Genomic DNA, 20943 nt, shown 5'->3' on the forward strand with positions numbered 1-20943 from the left:
TAGAAAATTATTCTAACAAGAGATTGTAACCTGAAAACAAATTGTCGGCAGGTGAGTTGTGGGTACTTCTTTAACTCTCTTTTGTTATGATACAAGAATTTGTATTTTTTGTCAAATATTTTTATTTGAAAATTTAATTTTAAAAATCAAAATTTTTTAAATCAAAATTTAAAATTATTAAGCTCTTTCATTTAAAATTCTTGCCATTTCAACTCCTGATGCTGAAGCTTGTGATAGGGAATGTGTTACTCCTGATCCATCGCCTAGACAAAATAGATTTTTTTGGCTTGTTTCAAATTCTTCATTAACTTCTACAACTGAATTATAAAATTTAACTTCTATTCCATATAAAAGTGTATCGTCGTTTGCCATTCCCGGAGCAATTTTATCAAGAGCATAAATCATTTCTATTATGTCATCTAATTGTCTTTTTGGCATAACTAATGACAAATCTCCAGCTGTTGCATTTAATGTTGGTCTTAGGAAGGATTTTTTCATTCTTCTTTCTGATGATCTTCTTCCCTTTACAAGATCTCCAAATCTTTGCATCAATACTCCGCCACCTAGCATATTTGAAACTCTTGCTATTGATTCGCCATATTCATTTGAATCTTTAAATGGTTCTGTAAATTTATTTGTAACTAAAAGGGCAAAATTTGTATTTTCTGTTCTAAGCTCTGGGTTTGCATAAGAGTGACCGTTCACAGTCATAATTCCATTTGTATTTTCTGTTACAACTTCTCCATATGGATTCATACAAAATGTTCTTACAAGATCGTTATATTGTTTTGTTTGGTAAACAATTTTTGCTTCATAAACTTTATCTGTTATGTGTTTGAAAATTTCTGCTGGAACTTCTACACGAACTCCAATATCAACCCTATTTTTTTTCATTTCTACATCAAATTCTTGGCAAGTATCTGAAATCCATTTTGAACCAGATCTTCCTGCAGCAAGAACTAAATATTTACATTTTATTATTTCATTCTTGTCAGTTTTTACAAAATAATATCCGTCTTCAAAATCTACATTTATAACTTTTGTCATAAATTCAAAATCTACAGTATCTTTTACATAATCGTATATTTTTTGTAAAATTTCTCTGTTTCTTTCTGTACCAAAATGACGAACTTTTGCTGTTAATAAATGCAAATCATTTTTTAGACATTCACTTTTTAATCCTGTATTTTCTGTTGAATAAAGTGTAGCATCTCCCTTATCAAAATCCATAAGAACAGAATCTACATACTCCATTAATTTAAGCGCCTTATCTTCTCCAATATAATTATGTAAATCTCCACCAAAATTAGTTGTTATATTATATTTTCCATCTGATAAAGTTCCTGCTCCTCCAAATCCATACATTATATTACAAGGATTGCATCCTATACAAGAATTAACTTTTCCTTCTGATATAGGACATTTTCTAGCTTTTACTTTTCTTCCTGCATCTATTACACAAACTTTTTTATCTGAATTTAATTTAGTAAATTCGTAGGCCATAAAAGATCCGCTAGCGCCGCTGCCTACTACAACAACATCATATTCTTTCATAATATTCCTTTCTTGTTTCGCATACATAGTTATTATAGCATTTAAAAATAAAAAAACGAAATGATTTTATTTTTAAACTTCTATACTTTTGCAAACAAATTTAATATAATGATATTAATTAAAGTAGAAAGGTAGGTGGATTTTTTGAAAGAAAATAAAAAAAATTTAATTTTTGCAACGATTATTTTTATTTTATCTATAATAATAGCAATTATTTTTTATGATAGGCTTCCGGTAAGAATTCCAATTCATTATGATTTGTATGCAAATTCTAATTTTTATACAAATAAAACTAATGCTTTGTTGTTTGTAATTACTTTTATGATTTTGCTTTATCTGGCGCTTTTTCTTATCATTAGCCTTGATCCAAAATCTGACAAACACGATAAAAATTATAAGCACATTTTTTTATTATTTATACCAATTTTAAATTTTCTTATCGTAAGTTTGACTGTTTGGAAAACTTTTAATGATAATATTGATGTTGGAAGAATTTTACTTGGACTTTTTTCTTTGCTTGTAGCAGTTAGCGGAATTTTTATGCCAAAAATAAAAAGAAATTATACCATGGGATTTAGGACATCTTGGGCTATGGAAGATGATTTGGTGTGGAAAAAAACTCAAAAGTTTGCAGGGATTTTATTTTTCTTTAGCGGAATTATTTCACTTACATCCTTGTCATTTTCTTTAAATATTTGCTTTTATATTTTTATAGCCAGTCTAATAATTTCAACTTTATTTTCCTTTATTTATTCTTATTATATTTATAGGAAAATAAAAAAATAATTTGTAATTTTAAAATGAGATTTTTTGTAAGAACTTATTAAATGATTTTGATGAATGTTCTTACAAAGAATCTTTTTTTCTTGTTTTAGATGGGGATTTGATATATAATTAATAAAAATTATTAATAAAAATAGAAAAGAGTAAAGAAAGAGAGATAAAATGAGCAAAGAATTTTCGATTACAGGCAACAAAGCTATATTAAATTTATCCGAACAATTTTTTAATGATGTAAATGAACTTTTAAATAGTGAATCCTTTCTTGATTTGACAAAATGTTTTATAAATTATCACAAAAAGGATTCGACAAGAGTATATGCTTATATTGAACAGTTTTTTATAAATTCATCTGTTGATTCTCTTGCAAGAGAGCTAACTGATATTTTAAAACTTTTGACAGTGATGAATATTGATGAAGTTTCATCAAAAATTAATAAATATCATAATTTAAATAAGGAAAAAGATGGCTTACTAAAAATCGTTGAGGAATTTTATAATTATTGGAGAAATCTTGAAAGATATTCAATAATACAACAAAATGAAAATTCCAGAGGAGTTGGAGTTGTAAATTTTGTTGAAATAAATGAAAAATTAAAAAATATGATTCTTCAAGCCTACAGGCGAATTGAAATGTCAATTCTTGGAGAATGGCCAAAGGTTTATAGGCAAGTCCCAGCAGCTGCCGATGCGTCTATTATGATTAGGCAATTTAATAAAAATTATCCAGAAATTTATAAAGATTTAAATAAAATTCCTTTTATAACTCAAGTTATGATTGAAACTCCTTATATAACTTATACAAAATCAAACAAGAGAGATGGGTTTTTTGAAGAAGTTTATGAAAATCCAATTTTAAATACAAATATAAATTATCCACACTTTTTCTGTTATCCAGCAAAAGTTGGCGATAATTTGATTTTTATATATTTTCATAGAGATTTATTAACACATGGGGTTTCTGCATCAAACCTTTTTGAATTAGCTGATGTTAAAGAAATCGAAGAAAAAACACCAGATGCAATTTATATTTATGGACCAAAAGATGAAGGCGAAAGAAAAAATTCTTTTTACTATGATAAGGAAAATAAATTATATGTAGGCTACATTGCTTACTCTGATAAAATTGATTATTTTGGTTATTTGAAAAAAATGGTCCTTACTTTAAACAACGTAATAAATATTAAAAAAGAATATTTGCCAATTCATGGTGCAGGACTTTCTGTAGTTTTGCAAAATAATAAAACTGTAAATATTGTTATTCTTGGAGATAGCGGAGCAGGAAAAAGCGAATCAATAGAAGCTTTCAGATCACTTGCCAAAGATTATATAAAAGAAATGACAATAGTCTTTGACGATATGGGTTCATTTAGAATTAAAAATAATAAAGTTTATGCTTATGGAACAGAAATTGGAGCCTTTGTAAGACTTGATGACCTTGATGCAGGTTACGCCTTTAAACAAATCGACAGGTCAATTTTTATGAATCCTGACAAAGTAAATTCAAGATTAATAATGCCAGTTGCATCTTTTGATGAAATAAATTTAGGATATGAAGTTGATTTTTTCCTATACGCTGACAATTATTCAGCAGTTCTTGACGGATGTGATTCAATAGAAATTTTTGATAAAAAAGAAGAAGCCCTAAGAGTTTTCAAAAGAGGTGCAAGACTTGCCAAAGGAACAACAACCGAAACAGGACTTGTTCAAACATATTTTGCAAATCCATTTGGTCCAGTTCAAAAAAGAGAAGAATGTGACAAATTACTAGATAAATATTTTGATAACTTATTTGAAAATAAAGTAAAAGTAGGAACAATAAAAACCCAACTAGGACTTAACAACATGCAATTTGAAGGTCCAAGATCGGCAGCTATTGAGCTTTTTGAATTAATTAAAAATATGTAAAAAAATAGACCCCGCGGTCTATTTTTTTGCATAAATTATTTTATTTTTCTAAGCTTTTTAATTATTTATCTCATCCATTGTATCTTTTATAAGTTTTGGAGAAATTTTGCATTTTTCTTCGCTTACTGCACATACTGCAAATCTTAATCCTTCTTTGTTTGCAACTATATACATATCTTTTTCTTTTAATTTTTCTGCGATTTTTTTAGAATTTTTGCAAGGAATTGATATGAAAAATCCTCCAAAATATGGAAGGGTAACAAGTCCTACTTTTTTTGAATTTTCTGTGAAGGCTTTGGCTCTTTTTTCAAGCATTATTCTGTAAAATTCTAGTTCTTTTTCGTAAGATTTTTTCTTTTTCTCATCTTTTTCTAAATCTACCAATATATTCATTCCTGCATGAGTTATATTTGACCAAATCGCCCTGTTTGAGTGTTTCATTGAATCAAAAACTTGATTTGCAATTTCTTCATTTGACGAAACAATTATACAAGCTCCTGACCTTAGTCCATAAGCTGTGTAGGATTTACTCATTGAATAAGCAATTGTTGTGATAATATTTTCTGGCAATTCTCCAAATTTTTGAAAAAATTTCTTTTGCCTTCCATCTCCTGCAAATTCAATGTAGGCAACATCTAGTAAAATCGTAATATATTTTCCATAAGTTGCTCTATCTTTTATAATTTCTAAAATTTTATCCCACATAGAATCTTCAATTGTAAATCCTGTTGGATTATTTGCAGGCGAATTAAAAACGCACACTACCCTATCTTTTTTTTCCAAAGAAAAATCCAAGGCTTTTGTAAATTCTTTTAAATTAAATTCAAAATTTTCATCCAAAAATTCATAAGTCAAAAATTCTCTATTGTATTCTTCGCACATTGTGGCGTAAGCTGGCCAATACCAATTTGGGCAAATTACATAATCTCCCACACCTGATAAAGTCCAAATCGTATGTCTTACTGCTCCACTTCCCCCAGCTGTTGCAACTGATTTTATAAATCCATTTGGTTTGTAAGCTCCAAAACATTTTTCAATTACTAGATCCAAAAATTCTTTGTCGCCTTCTATCGCTCCATAGCTTGCTATATCTTTTTTGTCCATATTTTTTAAAGTATCATAAACGCTATCAAATGCAATAATATTTCCATCATCATCGATTAAAGTTCCCAAAGTGGAATTTATAATTTTATCTTTTCCTTTTTTTGCTATTGCTTTTTTACACTCTCCGCTAATTTTAAAAATTGCATCTTCAAGTCTAGGCCATTTCGCATGGTCTGCTATAATATTTTTCCCCATAATTTATCTCCATTTTTCATTATTATTGAAAATATTGTATCACTAATTAATTCATTTTAAAAGTAAATAAAAATTATTGCCTAAATTATTATAAATTAGTAAAATATTTGTAAGGGGGATATTATGGATGAGAAAATAAAAAAAGATAAACTCAATAAGATTTCTAAATTATCTTATGAGGTTACTCAAAAATCTTACACAGAAAAACCTTTTTCTAGTATCTACAATGATTTTTATAAGGATGGAATTTATGTAGATATAATTAGCGGAGAGGTTTTATTTTCATCTTTAGATAAGTTTGATTCAGGTTGTGGCTGGCCTTCTTTTACAAAGCCACTAGAAAATAATATAAAAGAAAATGAGGACTTATCTCATGGAATGATAAGAACAGAAGTAAAATCCAAAAATGCAAATTCACATCTGGGCCACGTTTTTCCTGACGGACCAAAAGAAAAAGGCGGACTAAGATATTGCATAAACGGCGCAAGCCTTAGATTTATTCCAAAAAAGAAATTAAAAGAAGAAGGATATGAAGAATATCTAATTTTGTTTGAAAATTAAAAATATATTTTCAAACAAAAATTTTTATATATTTTGATAGACAAAAAATAAATGAGCCTCAAATTTTATTTTGAAAATTTTTGGCTCACTTTTTATAATTTTTTAATCATTTATAGCTTCTGGCATCTCGCCTAATTTTGCATTTTTGCCGTATTTATTTATTGCATAAATAAATGCATCCAAATTTTCTATTGGAGTTTTTACTGGAGAACCGCATCCTGTTGCTGCTATATAGCCGCATTTCGCGTCAGCTGCTTTTTTTATGCAGGTTTTTACTGATTCTATTACATCATTAATACTTCCATAGCGCATTACCTCTACTGGAGGAATATTTCCAACAACAATTAATTTATCTTCTATTTCTTTTTTACATTCTTCTAAATCTTCACAATTATCTACGCTGAAAAAATCAATATCCAAATCTTTTAAATATTTCCATTGTTTTTTTGTGTGACCGCAAATATGTAAATTTGCCTTTATTCCATTTAATTCATAATAAGAACTCAATTGTTTTTTCAAATATGGTAAGGAAAATTCTTTAACTTGCTTTGGACTTAAAATATCATCACATCCAACTGGGTCTACAACCATGATACTTGTTGGTCCAAATTCTTTTTTGAAGGCTTTTGCCCATCTCATATTTGCTTCAAAGCAAAAATCTAATAATTCTTTTACTCCTTGTGGATTTTTTCTCAAATCTCTCAAAAGTTTTTCAATTGGTCTTATGGCGGCGGCTGTTGTTATTGGCCCTGGAATTTCTGTTTCTATTGCCATATTTGGAAATCTTTCTTTTTGGATTCTTGATCTTTCTAATTTTGGTGCCAAAACTTCATTTGTAAAAGGATCTGGCAAATCGATTAAATCTATATCAAGCTTATCATCCATTACGAATTCTTCTATATAATCAATATCATCTTCTGGAAAAACTAATTTTGAACCAACAGCATGGCCCATAGTCCTAAGACTTAATTCTTCTGTTAATCCCACAATTTTATAATTATCATATTTGTATTGGACAATATCTGACAATTTGTCCACATCTTCCATATCGCTAATTGTATAATTTAGATGGTTTGCAATAATCCTATTTGTACTCATAATTGCAAATGGAATGTGGTCTACTCTTTCTCCACTCAAATATTTAGATATTCTTTCTGACGAAGAGATTTCTGGTTTATAATTTTTCATCTCTTCTTTAAGTTCTTCTTTGTTCATAAATCCTCCCATTAATCTTCCCACACAGCTTGTGGAATTTCCCCTAATTTTGCATCTTTTCCATATTTTTGAACTGCATAGACAAAGGCATCCAAATTTTCTTTTGGACTATTTGCAGGAGTTGCGCAACCAGTTGCACAAATAAAGCCCATTTTATTATCTGCACCTTTTTTTATACAAGATTTTACAGAATTTATTACATCATCCACACTACCATTTCTCATTACATCAACAGGCGGGACATTTCCCATTAAGGATAATTTATCTTGAATTATTTCCTTACATTCACTAAGGTCATGACAATTATCAACACTAAATGATCCAATTTGTAAATTTGTAAGATTTTCCCATTGTCTTTTTGTGTGACCGCAAATATGAAGATTTGCCTTGATATTATTTATCTTATAAATCCTATCAGTCAATTCTTTTAAATATGGAAAGGAAAATTCTTTTACTTGTTTTGGGCTTAAAATATCGTCACATGAAACTGGATCTGCAATCATCACTCCCACATCTCCAAATTCCTTGTTAAAAACTTCAATCCATTTCATATTTGCTTCCAAAACAAAATCCAACAAGTCCTTTACTCCTTTAGGATTTTTTCTCAAATCTCTCAAAAGTTTTTCAATCGGTCTTAAAGCTGAAAGAACAGTCATTGGTCCTGCTACAAAAGTAGAAATTTTATGGTCTGGGAAATTTTCTTTGAGCCTTCTTGCATTATCAATTTTTCTTTTTAAAAATTTATTTTTGCAGGGATCTGGCATTTCTAATAAATCCATATCAATTTCATCTTCTAACAAATATTTTTCGACATGGTCTATATCATTTTCTGGAAAAATTCCACTTGAACCAAGGGCATAGCCCATAGCTCTGAGATTTAAACCTTCAGAAATTCCATAAACTTTATATTCTTGGCATCTTTTTTTAATAATTTCTATTAAATTTTCAATTTGGTCTGTTTCTTTTAATGTATATCCCAAATTCATTCCATAAGCCATATCAAGACTCATTAAATTAAATGGCAAGTGGTCACTCGCTCTCCTTTAAAATAAGCTTTTAATCTTTCATCTGATGTCATTTCTGGTTTATAATTTGAAATTTCTTTTTGAAGTTTTATTTTATCCATCATCTCTCCTTAATTTTTAAAATGCTTTTCTCCCGTAATATATTTTTCAAGCCTAAAGATAAGAAAAATATATATTACAATATTTCCTACCATATGGTTGATATCAAAAGGAATTGATCCAGCATAAAGTCCAAAAAAAGTAAAAATATTTCCACCCATAAATAAGACTTGCATTATAGTAATCAAAAATCCATAAATAAATCCAGAAATCCCTAGAGCAATTGCCTTATTTATTTTTGTTTTTTTAATTTTTATTTTATTAAATATCATATAATTTGAAATTCCTAAAATTCCAAAATCCAAAACTTGAAATATAACCCAATAACCAAAACCAAGAAAAAAACTTGTTATGATCATAGTAATCGCATTTACAATCAAAGATTCATCAAGCCTTCCATTTATTGCAAGAATTAAAATTATATCTGATAAGATTTGGACATTTGGAATTAATTTCAAATATATCCTTGTGATTACACAAATTGCGCAAAGACCTGCAAGCCTTGTAAGTTTTTTTGTATCCATCTACATTTGTTCGAATCTAAATTCTATTTGGTCATTTTCTTTTGGAAGGTAATCGCCAATTCCAACTTCAGCCATTTCTCCATTTACATAATACATCCAGTATTGATTTTTTTCTTTGTCTTGTTTTATTCCTTCAAGCTCTGTCATCATTCCGTCTTCAAATTTTGCCTTGTGATTTTCTTCAAGATATTTTTGAAGACCATCCTTATCAATTTTTCCGTCTTCTTTTAAAATTTCTTTGTCATTTACTGTATCTTTAATTAAAATACTTACGTTTGTGACCTCTTCTTTTTCATTAGACTCAATACTTACTATATTTGATGGATTTGAATTGTTAGAATTTTTTGCTTCATTTTTGTTCCCACATGAAGTAAGAGTTAAAGTTGTTAGGGTAAGAACAGTTAATAATTTTTTGTAATTTTTCATTTTTTTCTCCTTAAAATTGCATTGCTTTCGCAAATTTTCTTTCATAATTTTTACTTGTTGCAAGGTCCAAATAAGTTATATTTTGGGATAATTCTTCCATTTCTTTAATTATATTTTCATTCATCAATGCCATATAGGCTCCGATTAGGGAAGAATTTCCAACATATCTTATCTTTTTTTCTATATTTTTTGGCAAGATTCCAACTCCTGTCAAATCTTCTTTTTTAAGATGACTTCCAAAGCCACCAGCAATTATTACAGAATTTAAATCTTCAATTTTTATATTTTCTTTTTCAAGAAGAATCAAAAACCCTGATAAAATCGCTCCTTTTGCAAGCTGAACTTGCCTAATGTCTTTTTGACTGATATAAATATTTTCTTTTGGATCAAGAATTATAATTCTTTTTCTCTTTTCATCTTCCTTTATAAATTTTCTCCTGTAATCCTCCTTATCCAATTTTTTTGGATCTAAAATCCTTCCTCTTTTATTTACAAATTCTTTCTCAATGATTTGAGATACTGAACTTAAAAGCCCACTTCCACAAATTCCTCTGGGCTTTTTCTTGTCTATTGTAGAAAAATTTATTTTTTCATTTTGGATTTTTACCGAATCAATTGCCCCGCTTTCTGCTCGCATTCCACAAGAAATATTCATCCCCTCAAGGGCAGGTCCTGCTGCAGTTGACGTTGCATAAAGTTTATCCTTTGTTTTTAAAACTATCTCTCCATTTGTCCCAATGTCGACAAAGAGCGTATTTTTTTGATTTTTTAAATCCGTCAAATATACCCCTGCAACAATATCACTTCCCACAAAAGCCGAAACATTTGGAAGGGTATAAACTTTTGCTGAAAGATTGATGCCAAGATTTTTAGAATCTAAGTTTAGAGAATTTAAAAATTTCGCCTCATAGGGAAATTTCCCCAAAGATTTTGCGTCAACGCCAACTAGCATATGAAGCATGGTAGTATTTGCCCCAATTACAAGTTTTTTAATTTGACTTCTTTCAATTTCGTTTTTATTTACAAGCTCATCAATCAAATTATTGATACTCTTTATGATTTCATCTTGGAGTAAATTTTTACCATTTTCATTTTCATATTCAAAACTAATTCTTGTCATTACATCAAGGCCATATTTGACCTGAGAATTTATGGATGAGATTTTATCGATTATTTTTCCATTTGATAAATCAACCAAGTACATGGCAAGACTTGTTGTACCAATATCAAGACAAAGACCAAAACCTTTTTCAAATTTCATTTCAAAATCAGGAATTTCTCCAAAATCTAAAATTTTAAAAGCTAAATTATCACCTAGAGTTTTAATTTTAAGGTCAGTTTTAGGAAAAGTTAAGCAAGCTAGTCGAATTTCTGAATTTATCTCATCATCGCTTAACAAAGATTTTTCTAAAGATGTGATTGGATTAAGACTTCCCTTTAAAATTTTAATTTTACATTTTCCACAAGTCCCCTTGCCGTTACAAAAATTATCGATTTTTATATTATTTGCAAGTAGACTTTCTAAGATATTTTTTCCTTTTGAATCAATAATTTTATTCAAATTTTCAATTTCAATTTTCATGATTTTTAATTAAACTTTTTGCAACCTTTACTGCCTCATTTGCATTTTCACTGTAGGCATCAGCCCCAATATCTTTGGCAAAGCTTTCAGAAACTGGTCCGCCTCCAACCATAACAATAAATTGGTCACGAATATTTCTTTCATTTAAAATATCAATTACTTTTTTCATATTTTCCATAGTTGTAGTCATTAAAGTTGACATCATAATAAATTGAGCCTTATTTTTAATTGCCTCATCAACAAATTTTTCACAAGGAACATCCTTGCCCAAATCAATCATATTAAAACCGTTGACTTCAAGCATCAATTTTACAAGATTTTTCCCAATATCATGAGTATCGCCTTCAACAACTCCAATTACAGCTGTGGCAAGATTATTTTCCCCGTAACTTTCAATATTTTCTTTCAAAACATCAATTCCGTTATACATGGCATCCGAACAAATTAATAAGTCTGAAATAAAATATTCTTCCTCTTCAAAAAGTCTTCCTACTTCATTCATCCCCTTAATTAGTCCATTAAAAATAGCTTCCTCTGGATCATAACCTTCATTTAAATACTCACGGCATAAATCTCCTATTTCCTCATCTTCCATTTCAACAACCATCTTTGCCATTTTTTCTAAATATTCTTCTTTACTTGCCACTTATTCCTCCTTCAAAATTATTTTATTTACACTTTTAAATTTTTTATCTGCCAAATTCAAACACCTATCTCCCAAAAAACATTTATTTTCATACAAAATATCTATATATTTTTTAGGACTTTCATATTCAATAGGAAAAAAGTTTGCCTTACCTAAATCAACAAGGATAAGACTTGATTTTGGACAAAGATGAAAGGTAAATGGAATTTCTTTTTGCAATAGTTTTATTTCTTTTAAAAATTTAAGCAAAAAATCATCCACATAATTTCCTACTTCTCTTGGTCCAAATAATTTTACATCCAAGATACTTTCAGCAAAACTAAAAATTGTAATTCCCACATCTTGCATTTTCTTAATATAGTCAAGATAAATCCCAATAAATTCATTGTAGAGAAAATTTAAATTTTCCCTATTTTTTCTCATAGCCCTCATTATCTTTTCTATTCCCAAAAGATTATCCAAAATAGCAAGAGGCCCTCTCATTTCAATTACAGTTTTTTTATTATCAATAATTTCTATGGCTTTAACCATTGCCTTGTATTCTTCTTTTCCATAATACATTTCAAGTTTTACATCTTGAATTTTTTCAAAAATCGGATTTGCCTTGATTCCATTTTCAAATTCAACTCCCAAACAAAGAGAAATCATAGGAAGAAGGGGCAAGGAAATAAACTTTTCTCCACAAGCATAATCTGCCATTTTATTTGGATTTAATAAAATATCATAGCTAATAGGCTTTTGTGGTTTGTCGATACATTTATAAGATCTAATCATAAACTCCCTCTCCAAAATCTGCACAAATTATTAAAAACAAAAAAATTAATGACTAAAATAGTTTCAAAATTTGATTTTAACTAAAATAATCATTAATCACATACTACATATCCAATTTAAAATTTAGATATTATTTATATTAATTTATCATTTAGGAAAACATTTGTCAAGTTGATGGCTTTAAATTGATTTTTTAAAAATAAATTTTCACAAAAAAATTCTCCCTCTTAATTTTAATAGGGAGAATTTAATTTATTTTTGCTTAAAATATTTTCTTATTTTTTTATTTTTGAGCAAGTCCTTCTTCTCTTGCACATTTTGCTACAGCTTCTGCAACAACATCAGCAACTCCTAAATCAAATGCTGATGGAATTACATAATCTTCTGAAATTTTTTCATCAGGAATTAAACTTGCAATAGCTTCTGCTGCTGCAACTTTCATTTTTTCTGTAATTTTTGTTGCATGAACTGACAAAGCTCCTTTGAAAAGTCCTGGGAAAGCTAGAACGTTATTAACTTGATTTGGATAATCGCTTCTTCCTGTTCCAACAACTCTTGCTCCGGCTTCTTTTGCATCTTCATAAGTAATTTCTGGATCTGGATTTGCCATAGCCAAAACTATTGGATCACGTCTCATTGATTTTACCATTTCCTTACTTACTTTATTTGGTACAGAAACTCCTACAAAAATGTCAGCGTCTGCCATCGCTTCTTCTAATGTTAAATTTTTATTTTCTTTGTTTGTTTCTTTAGCAAGTTTGTTGTATAAATCTTTTGAATATTTTTCGTCTTCTCTTAAAATTCCTCTAGAATTAAAAGCATAAATATCATTAATTCCAAAATCATTTAACATTCTTACAATTGATGATCCAGCAGCACCTACTCCTGAAATTACCACATTACATTCTTCTGGTTTTTTATTTACAAGTTTTAAAGAATTAATTAAAGCTGCAATTGTAACTATTGCTGTTCCGTGTTGGTCGTCGTGAAAAACCGGAATATCTAATTCTTCTTTTAATCTTGTTTCGATTTCTATACATCTTGGAGATGAAATATCTTCAAGATTTACTCCGCCAAAAGTTGGAGAAACTTGTTTTACAAATTTTATAATTTCTTCAGTATCTGTTGTATCAATTACAAGTGGAACTGCATTAAGTCCACCAAATTTTTTAAACAAACAAGCCTTACCTTCCATTACAGGAAGTGCTGCTTTTGGCCCAATATTTCCAAGTCCCAACACAGCTGTTCCATCAGAAATAACTGCAATTGTATTTGCTTTTCCAGTATAAACGTAAGCATCATCTTCGTTTTCGTAGATTTTTTTACAAGGTTCAGCAACTCCTGGAGAATATACTAAAGATAAATCATCTTTGTTTTCCAATTTTGTTTTTAATTCTGTTGAAATTTTTCCTTGAATCTCTTTGTGTAAGTCAAGTGCTTTTTCTTTTAGATTTTCCATTATTTTCTCCTTATACCATTTTTTCTGGTTTTACTATTTCATCAAATTCTTCATCGCTTAAATATTCTAATTCGTGACAAGCTTGTTTTAATGTTAAATTATTTTTATAAGCATATTTTGCAATTTTACTTGCCTTATCATATCCAATATGTGGAGATAAGCTTGTTACAAGCATAAGAGAATTTTCTAAATTTTTTGCAATATTTTTTTCATTTGCAACAAGTCCTTCTAATAATTTTTCTCTAAAACATTTTAATGATTTAGACAAAAGCGTAATTGAATTGTCCATTGAATGAATTATCAAAGGCATATAAGTATTTAATTGCAATTGACCTTGAGTGTTTGCCATTGAAATTGCAAAATCATTTGCCATTATTTTTATACAAACCATAGTAATTGATTCAACTTGAGTTGGATTTACTTTTCCCGGCATAATTGATGAGCCTGGTTCGTTTGCAGGAATTGTAAGCTCACTTATTCCACATCTTGGACCACAAGATAAAAATCTTATATCATTTGCAATTTTATAAAGATCTGTCGCAAGGGCCTTTATTGTTCCGTGAACATTTACAAGAGCAGATTTTGATGACAATTGATAAAATTTATTCTCATCTGATTTAAATTCAAAACCATAAAAATCTGAAAGCTCTTTTGCCATTTCATTACCAAATTCTTTTTTTGCATTTATTCCTGTTCCAACAGCAGTACCACCTATAGCAAGGTAGGTCAATTCTTCTTTTACTTCTTTTAAAACTTTCAAATCTCTTTCAAGGCAAGTTCTCCATGCAGAAATTTCTTGAGAAAGTTTTAAAGGAGTTGCATCTTGAAGATGAGTTCTGCCTGTTTTTATTATATTTTTATTTTCATCTTCCAATTTTTTAATTGCATCAATTGTTTTTTCTAATTCTTTTAATAATTTTTCTGATAAATTTTTGTAAGTTGAAAGATGCATTGCTGTTGGGAAAACATCATTTGAAGATTGGCTCATATTTACATGGTCGTTTGGATGAATTATTTTTTCATTTTCATTTGCAATATGGCTTATAACTTCATTGACATTCATATTTGTTTGAGTTCCAGAGCCTGTTTGCCAAACTGTTAATGGAAATTCGTTGTCAAATTCTCCCTTTAAAATTCTATCGCAAGCTTTTACAATCAAATCTTTTTTATTATCATCTAATTTTTTTTCTTTATTATTAACAATAGCTGCACATCTTTTTATACTTGCTATTGCCATAATTTGAGAATGTGGCATTTTTTCAACTTCTTGAGGAAAATTTTCTAAAGATCTTTCAGTTTGTGCTCCCCAAAAATGATTAGCTGGAACATTTACTATCCCTAGAGAATCTTCTTCTTGTCTGTATTTCATTTTTTACCTCGATTTTAAAATTCTTCTTTAGCGTATCTTTTTAACCTATCTATAAATATTTTTGCAATAGTTTTTAATTTGTGATTTTTGGAATAATTTATCATAGCAGTTCTTGATGATAAGCCTTCATTTAATTTAAAATATATAAGATCATTCTTTTTTTCTTTTAGCATTTTTTCAGGCAAAATGGCAAGCCCCATATTTTCTCTTACACATTTTTCAGCTATAAATATTGAATCTGTTTCAAAAACTGTATTCAAAGAATTATCTGTAAATTCATCAAGCTCTTGGTATTGCAAAATAAGATTTTGTCCTTTTTTCATTCTTATAATATTTTGCCCTGCAAGTTTTTTGGAACTAATTGTTTTTATTTTTCCTTTGCCTGACAAATCATTTTTTAATTTATTTTCTTTTGACATAGCCAAATATACATCTTCTCTATAAAGATTTATGCTTTCCAAATCATCAAACCTATCTGTTTCATAAGTTATTGAAAAATCACACAAACCATTTAAGGCAAAAGTGTTTAACTGATTAGTTTTAGCTTCTAATAAATTTATTTTAATTCCTGGATAATCTTCATTAAAATCTTTTAAAACTTTTGATAGGAAAAAATAAGTTTGATAATCGGTAGAACCAATTGATAGCTCTCCGATTTTCAACTTATTTATTTCTTCAATTTTTAATAGAGTATTTTCTTTTAATTTTTCTATATCTTCAAGGGACTTTTTATAAATTATGCCAGCCTCAGTAAGTTTTATAGGTTTAAAATCCCTATTAAATATTTCAACTCCCAATTTTTTCTCAATCCTAATGATGTGTTGACTTAAAGCTGATTGGGAAATATAAATTTTTTTTGAGGCTGCGGTAATAGAACCATATTTTAAAATAGCTCTAATATATTCCAAGTCCATCTCTGACATATTTGCTCCTAAATTTCTATATTTTTTTGAAGTTTAAGTCCTAACTTCAAACTCTCATTTACCAATTCTTTTTCACTATCTATTAATGGATAAAGATTTGAATTTTCATCTTTGCTATTTATATATGAAGCTTCTGTGCATCCTATAATTATATAATCGCATCCTTGATCCATCATTTCTTTCAAAGTGTTGTGGTATCTTTCAAAATTAATTGTCCCTTTTTCTTTTACATCACCATAAAGACATTCATTTATATTATCTTGAATTTTTCTTGATGAAACGAAAGCCTTATGAGAACATCTTTCTATTATATTATTAAATAATTTACTTTTTATCGTTCCTTCTGTTGCAAAAATTCCAATTGTAGAAGGCTTTTTGATTTTATTTAATTTATTTTCAACAAGCTCAATCATATTTATGATTGGTTTTTTTGTTAATTTTTGTAAATCATCATAGAAAAAATGTGCTGTGTTACAAGTAATCACATAAAAATCTGGATTTAATTTATCAACACTTTCTATATCTTCTTTTAGAAAATCAAATGGATTTTCTTTTGATTTTTTTAATATAAAGGAAGTCCTATCAGGAATTGTGGCGTGGTTTACTACCAAATAATTTAAATATTCTTGATCTGAGCTTGGCTTATAAGCTTCGTTTAAATCATTTAAAAAATTTGTTGTTGCTAGGGTTCCCATTCCTCCCAAAATCACAAAGAAATTTTTCATAATTAAAAATCAACCTCTTCCATTTCTGGTTTTTCATCAGATAAATATCTATTTTTATCTAATAAGTTTTCTTTAGTTGCAGAAACAAATGTTGACACAACATCTCCTGTTACGTTAAGTGCTGTTCTAAACATATCTACAATTCTTTCAACACTCATAATTAAGCTTACGCCTTCTACTGGAAGACCTACTGATGAAAGAACCATTGATAGCATTATCATTCCACTTCCTGGAACTCCTGCTGTACCAATTGATGATAAAACAGCTGTCAATACTACTGTAACTAAATTTCCAAATGTCAAATCTATTCCATAAGCATTTGCTATAAATATTACTGCGCATCCTTGATAAATTGCTGTACCATTCATATTTATTGTTGCACCTAGTGGAATTGTAAATGATGAAATTTCTCTAGGAACTCCAAGTGTATCACATGATGAAAGTGTTAATGGTATTGTTGCATTTGATGATGCTGATGAAAAAGCAAAAGTATAAACTGGGAATACTTTTTTCAAAAAATGGCTAGGACTTGTCTTTGATGTAATTGCAATTAATGGAATGTAAGCTAAAACTATCAATATTACCATTGAGCTTAATACTGATCCCAAAAATGTAAGAAGTGGTCCTACTATGCCAAGTCCAATATCTGTAAATGTTCTTGCTATTAGAGCAAATACTCCGATTGGAGCAGCTTTCATAACTAATGCTGTAACTTTCATCATAAAATCATTGCCAACATTCATAAAATCTTCTAATAATTTTAATTCTTGACCAAATCTTCCTATAACTATACCAGACAAAAATGCCCAAAAAATTACTTGGAGCATATCTCCGTTTGCCAAAGATTCTATAGGATTTTTTGGAATTATATTTACCAAAGTTTCTATTAATGTTGGAGCCTCTTCAGCATCTGCTGCTGGCGCCGCTGATTTTGTAGCCTCAGCAAGATTCATTCCAACGCCTGGTTTTAATAACTTTGCTATAAATAATGCAATGGCAATTGCAAGTGCAGTAGTTATCAAATATAAAACAAGAGTTCTTATAGCAACTCTTCCAAATTGTGAAACATCTCTCATTTGCATAACGCCTGTACCAATTGAGAAAAATACAAGTGGTACTACAAGCATTTGTAACAATCTAACAAAGCCTTGACCAAATAAGAAAAATACTCCATCAATCAAAACAGATTTTTTAAAAAATCCGTCGGGTACTATATAATGAAGTCCTATACCTACTACAAGACCTATGAGCATTGATAACAATATTTTTTTAGTTGCGCTCATTTTTTTATTTTCATTTGTAGTCATCTTATCCTCCTAATATCTATTATCTAAAATTTATTTTTCTTCCAATTTATCCTCTTCTAAGATTCCAGGTGTAATCATTTTTTTGAAATCTAAAATCCTATCGAGTTCATCTTCTCCTAATAATTTTTCTTCAAGAACAATTTCTCTTACAGTTTTTCCACTCTCTTGTGCTTTGTGTGCAATCTTACTTGATTTTTCATATCCAATATGTGGGGCAAGGGCTGTAACAAGTCCTACACATTGTTCAACTTCTTCTAATAATAATTCTTTATTAGCAGTTATACCATCAATACAATTAACTCTTAATGTATAAATTGCACCCTTTAAAGCTTTTAATGATTCAAAAAGTTTATAAAATATTACAGGTTCAAAAGCATTAAGTTCAAGTTGTCCAGCTTCAACTGCCATTGTAACAGTAGTATCATTTCCACAAACTGCAAAAGCAACTTGGCTTACAACTTCTGGGATTACAGGATTTACTTTTCCAGGCATTATTGAAGAACCTGCTTGTCTAACTGGTAAATTAATATCTCCAATTCCTGTTTGAGGACCTGAAGACATTAGTCTTAAATCGTTAGAAATTTTTGAAAGTGAAACCGCAAAAGTTTTTAAAATTGATGAAGCATATAAAAATCCGTCCAAATTTTGTGTGCCATCAACCAAATCTTCTGCTTGTTTTAAATCAAGACCTGTTACATCTTTTAAAACACCAACAATTTCTTTTACGTAAGTTCTATCCGCATTAAGACCAGTTCCAATTGCAGTAGCTCCCAAATTTACATTTGATAATTCATCAATAGCTTTTTGAATTCTCTTATAATCTCTTTTAATTACAGAATGATAAGCATTAAATTCTTGACCTAAACTTATAGGAACAGCATCTTGCAATTGAGTACGACCCATTTTGTAAACATCTTTAAATTCATCCGCTTTTTTTTCAAAAGATTTTAAAAGTTTTTCACATTCATCTTTAAGTTCAATAAAATATCTAACAAGAGCAATCTTTCCACTTGTTGGAATAACATCATTCGTTGATTGCCCCTTATTTACATCATCATTTGGATGAACCTTATCATAGACGCCAAGGCCTCCACCAAGTTTTTCATTTGCAATATTTGCAATAATTTCATTTGTATTCATGTTATAACTTGTTCCAGCTCCACCTTGAATTGGATCAACAATAAAATTATCCCTATATTCTCCAGCAAGAATTTTATCACAAGCATAAACAATAGCATCCTTTTGCTCTTTTGAAATTAAATCTAATTTTTCATTTTCAAAAGCTGCAGCCTTTTTAACTTCAACCATAGCATCCAAAAATTTATCATCTGCTTTAAGACCTGTTATTGGGAAATTTTCCTCAGCTCTTTTGGCATTAGCACCATAATAAGCATTTTCTAAAATATCCATTTCACCAACAGAATCATGTTCTCTACGAAACTTAGTCATTATTTCCTCCATAAATTCACTAAGCGATTTTCAATTTCTAATTTCAAATCACTTACAATTATAATAAATATTAGTAGCTTTTTTCAAATATAATTATATAGAAAACGTTTTTAATAGTAAAATTATTAATTTATAATCGCAACCATAAGTCAAAACTTATAACCTCTATATTTAAAGTACTAGACTTCATAGAAATTTGAATTTTTTCAAAATTTTTTTCAAAAATCCATTAAAAACAAAAATAAAAAAAGCTTTTCCTTTTAGATAAATTTATAACTATTTATTTTCGTAAGTTGCTTATTAATTTTAAATTAAAACACAATTCTTTTTAAATATTTTATAGGAAAAATCAAAAAATATATTTTAAAAACGAAAATTTAAAAATAAACACAAAAAAAGCACTCAATTTTGAGTGCATAAATTTGGTGCAGGATAGAAGATTTGAACTTCCACGTCCTAAAATCGGACACAAGATCCTTAGTCTTGCGCGTCTGCCAATTCCGCCAATCCTGCAAGTACTTAAATATAATACCAAGTTCTAAATGTCTTGTCAAATATTTATATTTTTATTTTGGGTATAAATTAGTAGGAGGTTTTATGAAAATTATTGCGCACAGGGGCTTTTCTTCCCTTTATCCAGAAAATACTATGCTTGCTTTTAAAAAAGCTTTTGAAATGGGAGTTTATGCTATAGAGCTTGATGTTCATTTATCAAAAAATAAGGAATTGATTATAATTCACGATGAAAAAATTGACAGAACAAGTGATGGTTCTGGTTTTATAAAAGATCATAGCCTAGAAGAATTACAAAAATATTCTTTTTCTTACAATAAAAATTTTGAAAATATAAAAATTTCTGATATTGATGAATATTTTTCTTATTTTAAGGACAAGGATATTATTACAAATATTGAAGTAAAAACAAATGTAATTGAATATAAAAATATTGAAAAACTTTTGATGGGAAAAATTTACGCTTACGGCTTGGTCGATAAAATTATTATTTCTTCTTTTAATTTAAATTCTTTAAAGAAAATTAGAGAAATTGACACTGAAATCCCCCTTGCCTATTTGACTAGCAAAAAAGTTGATAATATTGAAAATCTTTGTAAGGATTTAAATTTGCAATATTATCATCCAAAAAATATTGCTGTTAGTCAAAAAGAAATTATTGATTTAAAAAATATGGGAGTTTTGACTAATATTTGGTTTTCGAATAAGAAGGAAGATTATGAAAAATTAGAAATTTTAAATCCAAATGGAATTATCACAAATCATGTTGAAAAATTCATAAAAAAAATCTAGCAAAAACTGCTAG

Annotated in this window: 19 protein-coding genes and 1 tRNA gene; 4 read left to right on the forward strand and 16 right to left on the reverse strand. The window is 28.7% G+C overall.

The window, feature by feature from the left end; all coding sequences use genetic code 11:
• Window positions 1-177: 177 nt before the first annotated feature.
• Entirely contained in the window at window positions 178-1554 is a 1377-nt protein-coding gene (locus HMPREF3045_RS05500) for an NAD(P)/FAD-dependent oxidoreductase (protein WP_070604857.1), read from the reverse strand.
• Window positions 1555-1698: 144 nt separating this feature from the next.
• On the opposite strand from HMPREF3045_RS05500, the gene HMPREF3045_RS05505 reads away from it, so the two are divergent.
• Together HMPREF3045_RS05505 and HMPREF3045_RS05510 are read left to right on the forward strand one after the other, a co-directional pair.
• Entirely contained in the window at window positions 1699-2340 is a 642-nt protein-coding gene (locus HMPREF3045_RS05505; RefSeq protein ID WP_070737713.1) for an SdpI family protein, read from the forward strand.
• A 159-nt stretch (window positions 2341-2499) separates the two neighbouring features.
• Window positions 2500-4242, forward strand: a complete 1743-nt coding sequence (locus HMPREF3045_RS05510; protein WP_070604851.1) for a phosphoenolpyruvate carboxykinase — start codon at window positions 2500-2502, stop codon at window positions 4240-4242.
• 57 nt (window positions 4243-4299) lie between these two features.
• On the opposite strand, the gene HMPREF3045_RS05515 is transcribed toward HMPREF3045_RS05510, so the two are convergent.
• Window positions 4300-5541, reverse strand: coding sequence for an aminotransferase class I/II-fold pyridoxal phosphate-dependent enzyme (locus HMPREF3045_RS05515; RefSeq protein ID WP_070604848.1), 1242 nt, complete (start codon window positions 5539-5541; stop codon window positions 4300-4302).
• 123 nt (window positions 5542-5664) lie between these two features.
• On the opposite strand from HMPREF3045_RS05515, the gene msrB reads away from it, so the two are divergent.
• Complete coding sequence (gene msrB, locus HMPREF3045_RS05520) at window positions 5665-6102, forward strand: peptide-methionine (R)-S-oxide reductase MsrB (RefSeq protein ID WP_070604845.1); 438 nt, start codon at window positions 5665-5667, stop codon at window positions 6100-6102.
• Between the two features lie 102 nt (window positions 6103-6204).
• Here msrB and HMPREF3045_RS05525 read toward each other — a convergent pair whose 3' ends face one another.
• From HMPREF3045_RS05525 to HMPREF3045_RS05590, 14 genes are all read right to left on the reverse strand, one after another.
• Entirely contained in the window at window positions 6205-7317 is a 1113-nt protein-coding gene (locus HMPREF3045_RS05525; RefSeq protein WP_257244377.1) for a uroporphyrinogen decarboxylase family protein, read from the reverse strand.
• 11 nt (window positions 7318-7328) lie between these two features.
• Complete coding sequence (locus HMPREF3045_RS05530; RefSeq protein ID WP_257244378.1) at window positions 7329-8342, reverse strand: uroporphyrinogen decarboxylase family protein; 1014 nt, start codon at window positions 8340-8342, stop codon at window positions 7329-7331.
• Between the two features lie 110 nt (window positions 8343-8452).
• On the reverse strand, window positions 8453-8965 hold the full coding sequence (locus tag HMPREF3045_RS05535) for a hypothetical protein (RefSeq protein ID WP_070737718.1): 513 nt from the start codon (window positions 8963-8965) through the stop codon (window positions 8453-8455).
• Window positions 8966-9391 carry a DUF4430 domain-containing protein gene (locus HMPREF3045_RS05540; protein ID WP_070737721.1) on the reverse strand — a complete coding sequence of 142 codons (426 nt, stop codon included), beginning with the start codon at window positions 9389-9391 and terminating at the stop codon, window positions 8966-8968. It lies immediately after the preceding gene.
• A 10-nt stretch (window positions 9392-9401) separates the two neighbouring features.
• A complete protein-coding gene (locus HMPREF3045_RS05545; protein WP_070737724.1) occupies window positions 9402-10973 on the reverse strand; it encodes an ASKHA domain-containing protein in 1572 nt (523 codons plus the stop codon).
• Window positions 10963-11619, reverse strand: a complete 657-nt coding sequence (locus HMPREF3045_RS05550; RefSeq protein WP_070737727.1) for a corrinoid protein — start codon at window positions 11617-11619, stop codon at window positions 10963-10965. Before HMPREF3045_RS05550 ends, HMPREF3045_RS05545 begins: the two co-directional genes overlap by 11 nt.
• On the reverse strand, window positions 11620-12393 hold the full coding sequence (locus HMPREF3045_RS05555; protein WP_070737730.1) for a uroporphyrinogen decarboxylase family protein: 774 nt from the start codon (window positions 12391-12393) through the stop codon (window positions 11620-11622).
• A 283-nt stretch (window positions 12394-12676) separates the two neighbouring features.
• The gene (locus HMPREF3045_RS05560) at window positions 12677-13852 is read right to left on the reverse strand and encodes an NAD(P)-dependent malic enzyme (protein WP_070737732.1); all 1176 of its coding nucleotides are present in this window, start codon (window positions 13850-13852) and stop codon (window positions 12677-12679) included.
• A gap of 10 nt (window positions 13853-13862) precedes the next feature.
• Window positions 13863-15221, reverse strand: a complete 1359-nt coding sequence (locus HMPREF3045_RS05565; protein WP_070737735.1) for a class II fumarate hydratase — start codon at window positions 15219-15221, stop codon at window positions 13863-13865.
• Between the two features lie 14 nt (window positions 15222-15235).
• Window positions 15236-16144, reverse strand: coding sequence for a LysR family transcriptional regulator (locus HMPREF3045_RS05570; RefSeq protein ID WP_070737738.1), 909 nt, complete (start codon window positions 16142-16144; stop codon window positions 15236-15238).
• 8 nt (window positions 16145-16152) lie between these two features.
• Window positions 16153-16869, reverse strand: coding sequence for an aspartate/glutamate racemase family protein (locus tag HMPREF3045_RS05575; protein WP_019118331.1), 717 nt, complete (start codon window positions 16867-16869; stop codon window positions 16153-16155).
• A gap of 2 nt (window positions 16870-16871) precedes the next feature.
• Entirely contained in the window at window positions 16872-18176 is a 1305-nt protein-coding gene (locus HMPREF3045_RS05580) for a dicarboxylate/amino acid:cation symporter (RefSeq protein WP_019118332.1), read from the reverse strand.
• Between the two features lie 30 nt (window positions 18177-18206).
• Window positions 18207-19625 (reverse strand): aspartate ammonia-lyase, encoded by a 1419-nt coding sequence (locus HMPREF3045_RS05585; protein WP_070737741.1) that lies wholly within the window; start codon window positions 19623-19625, stop codon window positions 18207-18209.
• Window positions 19626-20048: 423 nt separating this feature from the next.
• Window positions 20049-20138 (reverse strand) — tRNA-Leu (locus tag HMPREF3045_RS05590).
• A gap of 84 nt (window positions 20139-20222) precedes the next feature.
• On the opposite strand from HMPREF3045_RS05590, the gene HMPREF3045_RS05595 reads away from it, so the two are divergent.
• On the forward strand, window positions 20223-20930 hold the full coding sequence (locus tag HMPREF3045_RS05595; RefSeq protein ID WP_070737744.1) for a glycerophosphodiester phosphodiesterase family protein: 708 nt from the start codon (window positions 20223-20225) through the stop codon (window positions 20928-20930).
• Window positions 20931-20943: the final 13 nt, after the last annotated feature.

The sequence above is a fragment of the Anaerococcus sp. HMSC075B03 genome (assembly GCF_001815585.1).
GTDB lineage: Bacteria > Bacillota > Clostridia > Tissierellales > Peptoniphilaceae > Anaerococcus > Anaerococcus vaginalis.

Coding starts and splice junctions, on each gene's coding strand:
- HMPREF3045_RS05570 (WP_070737738.1), bottom strand. CDS start 16,144: ATGTCAGAGATGGACTTGGAATATATTAGAGCTATTTTAAAATATGGT.
- msrB (WP_070604845.1), top strand. CDS start 5,665: ATGGATGAGAAAATAAAAAAAGATAAACTCAATAAGATTTCTAAATTA.
- HMPREF3045_RS05500 (WP_070604857.1), bottom strand. CDS start 1,554: ATGAAAGAATATGATGTTGTTGTAGTAGGCAGCGGCGCTAGCGGATCT.
- HMPREF3045_RS05595 (WP_070737744.1), top strand. CDS start 20,223: ATGAAAATTATTGCGCACAGGGGCTTTTCTTCCCTTTATCCAGAAAAT.
- HMPREF3045_RS05510 (WP_070604851.1), top strand. CDS start 2,500: ATGAGCAAAGAATTTTCGATTACAGGCAACAAAGCTATATTAAATTTA.
- HMPREF3045_RS05540 (WP_070737721.1), bottom strand. CDS start 9,391: ATGAAAAATTACAAAAAATTATTAACTGTTCTTACCCTAACAACTTTA.
- HMPREF3045_RS05575 (WP_019118331.1), bottom strand. CDS start 16,869: ATGAAAAATTTCTTTGTGATTTTGGGAGGAATGGGAACCCTAGCAACA.
- HMPREF3045_RS05545 (WP_070737724.1), bottom strand. CDS start 10,973: ATGAAAATTGAAATTGAAAATTTGAATAAAATTATTGATTCAAAAGGA.
- HMPREF3045_RS05515 (WP_070604848.1), bottom strand. CDS start 5,541: ATGGGGAAAAATATTATAGCAGACCATGCGAAATGGCCTAGACTTGAA.
- HMPREF3045_RS05525 (WP_257244377.1), bottom strand. CDS start 7,317: ATGAACAAAGAAGAACTTAAAGAAGAGATGAAAAATTATAAACCAGAA.
- HMPREF3045_RS05555 (WP_070737730.1), bottom strand. CDS start 12,393: ATGATTAGATCTTATAAATGTATCGACAAACCACAAAAGCCTATTAGC.
- HMPREF3045_RS05580 (WP_019118332.1), bottom strand. CDS start 18,176: ATGACTACAAATGAAAATAAAAAAATGAGCGCAACTAAAAAAATATTG.
- HMPREF3045_RS05560 (WP_070737732.1), bottom strand. CDS start 13,852: ATGGAAAATCTAAAAGAAAAAGCACTTGACTTACACAAAGAGATTCAA.
- HMPREF3045_RS05535 (WP_070737718.1), bottom strand. CDS start 8,965: ATGGATACAAAAAAACTTACAAGGCTTGCAGGTCTTTGCGCAATTTGT.
- HMPREF3045_RS05585 (WP_070737741.1), bottom strand. CDS start 19,625: ATGACTAAGTTTCGTAGAGAACATGATTCTGTTGGTGAAATGGATATT.
- HMPREF3045_RS05565 (WP_070737735.1), bottom strand. CDS start 15,221: ATGAAATACAGACAAGAAGAAGATTCTCTAGGGATAGTAAATGTTCCA.